Origin of the sequence: uncultured Campylobacter sp. (genome assembly GCF_938045405.1) — a bacterium.
Classification (GTDB): domain Bacteria; phylum Campylobacterota; class Campylobacteria; order Campylobacterales; family Campylobacteraceae; genus Campylobacter_B.
Genome location: NZ_CALIMW010000003.1, coordinates 1 through 8,083 on the forward strand (window position 1 = coordinate 1; position 8,083 = coordinate 8,083).

Consider the following 8,083-nt stretch of genomic DNA (forward strand, 5'->3'; position numbering starts at 1 on the left):
ATCTTGATGACTTTCCACAATGTTTTTAATATCTTTACTGCTTGCATTAAGATTTACCTCCTCTCTATTTTAAAATTTACTGCGGTATTTATAAACCGCGCCGCCGATCTTAGCGGCTTTAAAATTTCATCGCACAGGCTTGCTTCTAAGGCCGTAATACGGATAATCCATCGCCGCAGCGGCAGCCTCTCGCGCAGAGGCGCCTGCGAATTTTTCGATCACGCAAAGTCCAAGCTCGATAGAGCTGCTCACGCCGCCAGCAGTGATGATCTCGCCTCCTTCGGGCAGGCTTTCGCGCACGAGCCGCTCGTGCACCACATCCGCGCAGTAAGGCGCCAGCAGATCATAGCAAAACGGATGCGTAGTCGCGCGTCTACCTCGCAAAAACCCCGCCGCGCCCAGAAGCAGCGAACCGGTGCAAACGCTAAACTTATACTTCGCATCGCGCGCGGTCGCGAGCCACGAGATGAAGCCCGCATCGTCTTTAAGGCGGCGCGTCGCCATACCGCCGGGCACAAAAACCGCATCAAAGCCGCCTAGATCCGTAGTGATCTCGCCCACGTCGATCGTAAGGCCGCCGCTATCCGAAACCCGCCGCTCGCGCGAGCAAAACCTCATCTCAAGCTGCGGGCGAACGGCTTTGAGCCTTAGCATACAATCGTAAAATCCCACAAAATCGAGGTGCGTCTGTCCGCTAAACATCACAAGCGCTAGATTTTTCATGATCCGTCCTTTAAATTTATCGCTCGCCTATGAGCTTTCGGTTTGCCGCCGCTGCAATTCTCGGCGCTGCAAGTCGTAAAATGCGCGGCGGCTAAATTTTATACCGCAGGCTGCCAAAAACCCGCTCAAACAAATTTTAAATTTTACCCGCATTAAAAACTCACAGAATTTTACCGCCCGCGAATGAAATTTCAGAAGCGGTTAAAATTTTGCGCGTTTTTTATTCCGCTTTATTTAGATTAGAAAAAGCCCGCACGCCCGCATAGTGCAGCCTTTTTGAAACATTCTCAAATTCTAAATTCCAAACTCCCTCGTCGTATTTCCATTCAAACGGCGTTTTGTAATTCGTCCAAATTTCATACGCGCGTTCGTTTAGCCGCTCAATCAACGCAGAAATCCCTAAATCGCGGCCCGCTATCTCCATCATCAAATGCCAGTTATCCAAATCGGCGGGGTCGTCGGTGTGGATGGATTTTTCTCGCGGCAGATAATACACAAAATCGCCCGTATCGAAAGGAAAGAGGGTATGACACAGCGCAATGCCGTAAATATCTTGGGCAAATACGGTCGGAAGCTGCTCGTCCGAATAGCCGAAGGTAGAAACGTATAAAAAGCTGCGCAAAATGCCCGCTAAATTTCTGCAAACGGGCGCAAAGGCGTATCTGCATACCTGCTGCGTTAAGGCACCGTTTCGAATAAAACTTATGGCGCTATCGATCTCTTTTCTTCTTGTTTGCACGTATTTTATCTTTTTAAATCGCCAAGCTTGCATCAGCTGCAAAGAATCGTCGATAACTCGCAGATGCTTGTCTCTTTTTTCATCCGCTGTGCCGCTTAGCTCCGCGATCCTCGCAGCAGCCTGCCTCCAAAACGGGATCAGGGTTTTTACCCACCCCAAGTAGCTCAGATAAAGCGCGTTCGGCTCCTCCTTTTCAAAAGTCGCTCTCATCTGCGTAAGTTTTATCATCGCAGCCCTTTTGTATCTAAATTTTATCCCGCTCGCTACTCCTCGCCAGGCGTCTTTTCGCCGCCCGCCATGCAGCTTTGGAATATAAATTTATGCTCCTGCGGCAGCGCTTCGTAAATTTTATCTGCAAGCTCGCGGATCTCCCAAAGTGCCGCCTTGCTAGAGCGCAGAGCGAGAAAGTTTTGCAAGCTGCGTGCGTTTATGCTCCAGCTAAGCTCGCTCTTATAGCACTCGGGCAGGCAGTATTTGGCGATATCAAGGCTGATTGGGCTTTGTAAGATTACGCGTAGATTTTCAAGAGCCGCGATACTTGCGTTATCGACCGCTTCGTTGCCGGTAAGCACTATGTATCGCGCGGCGTTTTCGAAATCGCCTTGCGCGAAGCCGTCCTCGCCGCGCAATTCTTTGAGAGTGTAGCGAGTGGATTTTACGCTAAGGCTTGCTAGGCGGTGGCGCGCCAGCTCCTGAAGCAGCGCGCGCGAGATGCCGCTGATGTAGAAGTTGTAGTAGAGGTGTTCGAGCGTGCTTGAGTGCTTGAGTTGGTTGCCGACGCGATCTATTAGCGCTAGGTCTTTGGCGCCGCCGCAATCGCCGCGCTCAAAGCTCTGCCAGCAGGTGCGTATCGCGTTTGAGCAGACCCAAAGCGGAGTGAAATTTAGAAGTTTGACTTGCATGTTTTGCCTTTGGTTTTAAAATTTTTGGATGATTTTAGCGTTTCGGGACTTAAAATTTAGCAGGGCTCGGATATTCATATCTAAATCCCGCTCCGTTTGCTCTCTCAAGCGACTTTGGTAAAATTTAGATACCGCCTTTAAGCTGGAATTTGCTAATATTGCGGCTAAATTTTAAAAAAGGTGCAAAATGAACGATAAATTTACGCGCATCGGCTTTATCTTGGCCGTCGCAGGCAGCGCCGTGGGGCTTGGCAACGCGTGGAAATTCCCCACTCTCGTGGGTCAAAACGGCGGCAGCGCCTTCATCCTGCTCTATCTTTTGCTGACGTTTTTAGTAAGTTTCGTCCTTTTTATCGGCGAAATTTGTATCGGAAGGATCGGCGAGAGCGATCCCGTGGACTCCTTCAGACGCCTGGCGCCTACGCATAAAGAAGCTTGGAGTAAGATGGGATTTTTTATGATCTCGGGGCTTCTCATCTACTCATTTTACAGCGTCGTGATGGGCTGGATCTTAAAATACACGATCACGTCGGCGTTTTCGCTGCCAAGCGATATGGCGCAAAGCGGCGAGATATTTTCCGCTCTGCTAAAAGATAGCCCGATCATCGCGATAGCATGCTTTAGCGTGATGTCGCTCGTGTGCTTTTACATCGTCTCGCGCGGCATCAAAAGCGGCATCGAGCGGCTAAATATCGTGATGATGCCGCTTCTTTTCGTGCTGCTGCTTGCGATGCTTGCGTATGCGTGCACGATGCAAGGCTTCGGCACGGCGGCAAAATTTCTTTTCTACCCCGACTTCGGTAAAATCACCGTTAACTCCGTCCTCTCCGCGCTCGGGCTCGCGCTCTTTACCCTGTGCGTGGGCGTCGGCTGTATCGCGGCATACGCGGCGTCGCTTAGCGAGGGTGTGCGGCTCGTGCGCAGCTCGGTAAACATCGTATTTATCAACATCGCGATCGGGCTGATGATGGGGCTCATCGTCTTTACCTTCATCTTCGAATTCCACGCCGATCCCGCGCAGGGTGCGGGGCTTGTGTTCGTCTCGCTCACTACGATGTTTGCAAAAATGGGGCTAGCGGGACAGGTGCTTGAAGTCGCGTTTTTCGTCTCGCTCTTTTTCGCGGGGATCACGAGCGCGGTTTCGATGATCGAGCCATTCGTCTTCTATCTCATCGGCAGATTTAAAATTTCGCGCTTGCGCGCAGTCTGCATCTCAGGGTGCGCCATAGCGGCGCTAGGCGCATGCTCGCTGCTATCGATGCACGCGGATTATGCGAGCAAATTTAAGCTTTTCGGCGCGAGCTTTTTTGACTGCTTGGACTTCGTAAGCTCAAACGTCATGCTGCCACTGGGCGCTCTAACCTCGGCGATATTCGTGGGCTTCGTGATGGACGCGCGGCGCCTGCGCGGGCTTTTTGGCGCCGATATGGGCGAGCTTGGATTTAAAATTTGGTACTTTTCACTGCGCTTCGTAGCGCCCGTCGCGATCGTGATCATAATGGCAAATCTGCTGTTTTTCAGCGGGAAGTAAGAAGCGATTCGGTTAATTTTAAAGGCGGCATGGGTTTAAATTTAACCCTTTTTGAGTGAGCTTAAATTTAAAGGGCCGCTTAATATTGTAGCCCGTTAGGCTCGTATTTTAACTAGCGTTTTGCTAAAGGAGTAAATTTTGAAAGCTCTTAAATTTCTAACCAAAGCCATAATCGCCGCGCTCGGCGTTTGTGTAATCGTCGGCGCGCTTAATTACAGCGGGTTTAGCTTTAGTGATCTAAAATGGCTTAGCAAAGATGAGATGGTGCAAAATTTCGTACAGGACGAATTAGAAAATTATTATTATGAAGGGAAGTCCAAATACAATAAACTTTACACCATAGATACCAACTTAACATTTCACGAAGCTATTTCTAAAATCAACGAAATCTTTGAAAATCATTCAAATGACAAGGACTTTAATTTAATACATGATTTAAATTCTTCACTCCCTTTTAGAGATATTACAGACGAAATGGTATCGGATGAAAAAATCCCATGGACTTTTTCAGATTTTATCTACCACCATACTGTCAATAATGTCGATGCGGGAGATAATTACACGTATAGACCATTTGAAGGCAATAGAAAAATAGACTATGAAAAAGAAAAAGGTAAAGTGATTATTCTAGATCAGCATTATTCATCAAATATTTATTTATCAGATACTTTCACCATAAAAGAATGCCGTAAAGAAACATCGTTTATTGATAGAATACTGGGCGAAAGCCAATTTTGTATGAAATTTATAGCGATAAAACGTATCCCCAATGAGTATGAGCCGAGCAAGCGGTATCGTGACGATCCAAATTTTATATTCAATAGCACGAAACGGGATTTTGATGTGTTTTTAAAAAATATAGATTCTGAAGAAAGCTGCCTCGGTATTATTGATTGTTATGAGGCTAGATTAGACAACCACGGAAGCAGATATATAGGATTTATGAAGCTTTTTGAGCTTATGAAATGATATGATGTTGGCAGTATTATATTAATTTGAAGTAACGATATCAAGCGCCCTAGCTCCGTGCGTAGCAAAACATAAAATTCCTCGTAAAATTTTACGCTTGACATCTTACGAATAGATTTTACCGAAGTAAAATTTTATCGGACGGCGCCGCACCTCGTGCTACGAGCGCAAAACGTTTAGCAAATATCGCGATAAATTTAAACTTAAAATAGTGGAGTTTGAAAAAAAGATGCGCCGCTTTGAAAGCGCATACGAAGCTACGTGGCGGTATTCGCGGCAAGCGGTGCAAACTATGCCGCTAAATTTAGAGCAAAATTTTAAATAAGGCTAAATTTAAAGAATTTAGCCGTTCATTATCGATAGCAGCTCGGTGTTGTCTTTGGTTTTTAGCATCTTGGCGTATAAAAATTTTAGCGCCTCGACGTCGTCCATCGTCGAGATCGCCGAGCGCAACGCCCAGATCTTTTGCAAATTTTCACTGCCTTGTAAAAGCTCCTCTTTGCGCGTGCCGGACTTGGTAATGTTGATCGCCGGGTAAATTCTACGATCCGAGATGTTGCGATCGAGGATGATCTCGCTGTTGCCCGTGCCCTTGAACTCCTCGAAGATCACGTCGTCCATACGCGAGCCGGTCTCGATGAGCGCGGTAGCGACGATAGTGAGCGAGCCGCCGTTTTCGATATTTCGTGCCGCACCGAAGAAGCGCTTCGGTTTATGCAGGGCATTTGCGTCCACGCCGCCGCTTAGGACTTTGCCGCTGCTAGGCGTGACGGTGTTGTAAGCGCGCGCAAGGCGGGTGATGCTATCAAGCAAGATGACGACGTCCTTGCCGTTTTCGACGGCGCGTTTTGCCTTTTCGATGACGAGCTCGGCGACGCGGACGTGGTTGAACGCGGGCTGATCGAAGGTCGAGCTAAACACCTCGCCGCGCACGCTGCGCTCCATATCTGTCACCTCCTCGGGGCGCTCGTCGACTAGCAGCACCAAAAGCTCGACCTCGGGGTGGTTGCGCGTAATGCCGTTGGCAAGCTCCTTCATGAGCTCCGTTTTACCGCTACGCGGAGGCGCCGTGATGAGCCCGCGCTGCCCCTTGCCGATCGGGGTGAAAAGATCGAGCACGCGACCGGTAAGGCGCATAGGATCGTATTCAAGCTTGAGCTTTTCGGTCGGGAAAAGCGGCGTGAGATTATCAAATAGCGGACGCTCTCTGGCCTCTTGGATCGATTTGTAATTGATCGCCTCGATCTTTAAGAGCGCGTAGTACTTCTCCTGATCCTTCGGCTCGCGCACCTGACCCGTGACGATGTCGCCGACGCGCAGGGCAAATTTGCGGATCTGACTTAGACTCACGTAGGCGTCGTTGGCGCTGTCGCTTAAATTTGAATCTATGCCGCGCAAAAAGCCGTAACCCTCGGCGGTAACCTCCAAAATCCCCGTAAAAAGTATGAAGCCGCCCTGCTTCGTCTGCATGCGTAAAATTTCAAAAACGAGCGCTTGGCGACGGAATTCTCGCGGGTTCTCGACGCCTAGCTCGTCTGCTATGGCGATGAGATTTTCAAGATCCATCGAGCGGAGCTCCTCGATCTGGTAGCCCTCGACGGGAACGTGCGTTTTAGCGTAAGTTTTTCTGCCGTTTTGATTAGAATTTGAAACGGCGGTCTGTGCGGAATTTTGATTTGTATTTTCCATTTGTCCTCTTAGAGTGTGAAGTTATTAAATTTGGTTTTAAAAAAGTCGCGAAATTTAAAATTTAGTTTTCTTTATAAGCACCGAACCTTAAAATTTTTTGTTGTCTTCTGCTGATGAGCTCGTCTATGCTAAGATCGTCTAGCTTGTGCAGCTCGGTTAAGACGTAGTTTCCAAGCGCTTTTATCGCGCCGTCTTTATCTCTGTGGGCGCCCGTTTTAGGCTCCTTGATCACGTCGTCGATCAAGCCCAGCTCTTTTAGCTCCTCGGCGGTGATCTTTAACGCTTTCGTAGCGGCCTCGCTCTTACTTGGATCGTTCCACAAAATCGCAGCACAGCCTTCGGGAGAGATGACTGAAAAGATTGAGTTTTGAAGCATCGCCAAACGATCGGCCACGCCGATCGCTAAAGCTCCGCCGCTACCGCCCTCGCCGATAACGACGGCGATCGTAGGGGTTTTAAGATCGCTAAGCTCATATAAATTTCGCGCGATAGCCTCGCTTTGACCGCGCTCCTCAGCTCCGAGTCCCGGATATGCGCCCGGAGTGTCGATCAAAAACAAAATAGGAAGGTTAAATTTCTCGGCAAGTTTCGCTACGCGCAGAGCCTTACGATAGCCCTCAGGATGCGGCATGCCGAAATTTCGCTTCAGCTTGTTTTTGGTACCGCGACCCTTCTGCTCGGCGATCACGGCAATTTTACGGTTGCCCATAATGCCCAGATAACACACGATCGAAGGATCGTCTCTAAAGGCGCGGTCGCCATGGAGCTCCCTGGCGTCCTGCAAAAGCGCGCGAATATAATCGATCGCGTAAGGGCGATCCGGATGGCGCGCAAGCTGAAGCCTTTGGTATTCGTTTAAATTCTTATAAACTTTAGAAATTTCTTTTTCGAGGTTCTTATTTAAAATTTCGACTGCGTCCTCATCGCCGCGAATTTTTGCAGCGGTGATGTCCTCGTCGATCTGCTTTATAGACTTTTCGAAGTCCAGATAGCTCGCCATTAATCTACTCTTTTGAAAATAAGCGACGCGTTCGTGCCGCCGAAGCCGAAATTATTGCTCATGACGCAATCGAGTTTGGCTTTTCTAGCGACGTTTGGCACATAGTCCAAATCGCAATCTGGATCTTTTGAAATTTGATTTATCGTAGGCGGTATGATGCCGTTTTGCATCGCTAAAAGGCTGATCGCAGCCTCTACCGCTCCGGCAGCGCCCAAGCAGTGTCCCAGCTGACCCTTGGTGGAGCTGACCGCAGGCACTTTGCCCTCGCCGAAAAGCTCTTTTAACGCCGCGGTTTCGTTTTTATCGTTTATCGCAGTCGATGTTCCGTGAGCGTTGATATAATCAATCTTCGGGCGCCCCGCCATCTCGTAGGCCTTTTTCATAGCGCGGATCGGACCGTCTAGGCTAGGCGAAGTGATATGATAGGCATCGCCGCTAGCGCCGAATCCTACGAGCTCGCCGTAAATTTTAGCGCCGCGCGCTTTTGCGTCCTCTAGCTCTTCTAAAACTAAAGCCGCCGCGCCTTCACC

General features: G+C 49.0%; 7 protein-coding genes and 1 pseudogene. 2 read left to right on the forward strand and 6 right to left on the reverse strand.

The window, feature by feature from the left end; all coding sequences use genetic code 11:
* Positions 1-126 precede the first annotated feature (126 nt).
* The 3 genes from Q0140_RS00065 to thyX form a co-directional block, all read right to left on the reverse strand.
* Positions 127-723, reverse strand: coding sequence for a DJ-1/PfpI family protein (locus Q0140_RS00065; protein ID WP_297960287.1), 597 nt, complete (start codon positions 721-723; stop codon positions 127-129).
* A gap of 220 nt (positions 724-943) precedes the next feature.
* A complete protein-coding gene (locus Q0140_RS00070) occupies positions 944-1,690 on the reverse strand; it encodes a hypothetical protein (protein ID WP_297960290.1) in 747 nt (248 codons plus the stop codon).
* 35 nt (positions 1,691-1,725) lie between these two features.
* On the reverse strand, positions 1,726-2,364 hold the full coding sequence (gene thyX, locus Q0140_RS00075; RefSeq protein ID WP_297960292.1) for an FAD-dependent thymidylate synthase: 639 nt from the start codon (positions 2,362-2,364) through the stop codon (positions 1,726-1,728).
* A gap of 187 nt (positions 2,365-2,551) precedes the next feature.
* Between thyX and Q0140_RS00080 the strand changes: the two genes are divergently transcribed.
* Together Q0140_RS00080 and Q0140_RS00085 are read left to right on the forward strand one after the other, a co-directional pair.
* The gene (locus Q0140_RS00080; protein ID WP_297960295.1) at positions 2,552-3,895 is read left to right on the forward strand and encodes a sodium-dependent transporter; all 1,344 of its coding nucleotides are present in this window, start codon (positions 2,552-2,554) and stop codon (positions 3,893-3,895) included.
* Positions 3,896-4,033: 138 nt separating this feature from the next.
* On the forward strand, positions 4,034-4,864 hold the full coding sequence (locus Q0140_RS00085) for a hypothetical protein (protein ID WP_297960298.1): 831 nt from the start codon (positions 4,034-4,036) through the stop codon (positions 4,862-4,864).
* A 342-nt stretch (positions 4,865-5,206) separates the two neighbouring features.
* On the opposite strand, the gene rho is transcribed toward Q0140_RS00085, so the two are convergent.
* From rho to Q0140_RS00100, 3 genes and pseudogenes are all read right to left on the reverse strand, one after another.
* A complete protein-coding gene (gene rho, locus Q0140_RS00090; RefSeq protein WP_005873347.1) occupies positions 5,207-6,553 on the reverse strand; it encodes a transcription termination factor Rho in 1,347 nt (448 codons plus the stop codon).
* A gap of 61 nt (positions 6,554-6,614) precedes the next feature.
* Positions 6,615-7,553 carry an acetyl-CoA carboxylase carboxyl transferase subunit alpha gene (gene accA, locus Q0140_RS00095; protein ID WP_291938084.1) on the reverse strand — a complete coding sequence of 313 codons (939 nt, stop codon included), beginning with the start codon at positions 7,551-7,553 and terminating at the stop codon, positions 6,615-6,617.
* Positions 7,553-8,083: pseudogene (locus tag Q0140_RS00100) on the reverse strand (beta-ketoacyl-ACP synthase II); the annotation flags it as partial. The pseudogene Q0140_RS00100 and the gene accA, both read right to left, overlap by 1 nt.

What these genes read in the sequence shown, in the direction of transcription:
- Q0140_RS00065 (WP_297960287.1), bottom strand. Translation starts at nt 723, where the DNA reads ATGAAAAATCTAGCGCTTGTGATGTTTAGCGGACAGACGCACCTCGAT.
- Q0140_RS00070 (WP_297960290.1), bottom strand. Translation starts at nt 1,690, where the DNA reads ATGATAAAACTTACGCAGATGAGAGCGACTTTTGAAAAGGAGGAGCCG.
- thyX (WP_297960292.1), bottom strand. Translation starts at nt 2,364, where the DNA reads ATGCAAGTCAAACTTCTAAATTTCACTCCGCTTTGGGTCTGCTCAAAC.
- Q0140_RS00080 (WP_297960295.1), top strand. Translation starts at nt 2,552, where the DNA reads ATGAACGATAAATTTACGCGCATCGGCTTTATCTTGGCCGTCGCAGGC.
- rho (WP_005873347.1), bottom strand. Translation starts at nt 6,553, where the DNA reads ATGGAAAATACAAATCAAAATTCCGCACAGACCGCCGTTTCAAATTCT.
- accA (WP_291938084.1), bottom strand. Translation starts at nt 7,553, where the DNA reads ATGGCGAGCTATCTGGACTTCGAAAAGTCTATAAAGCAGATCGACGAG.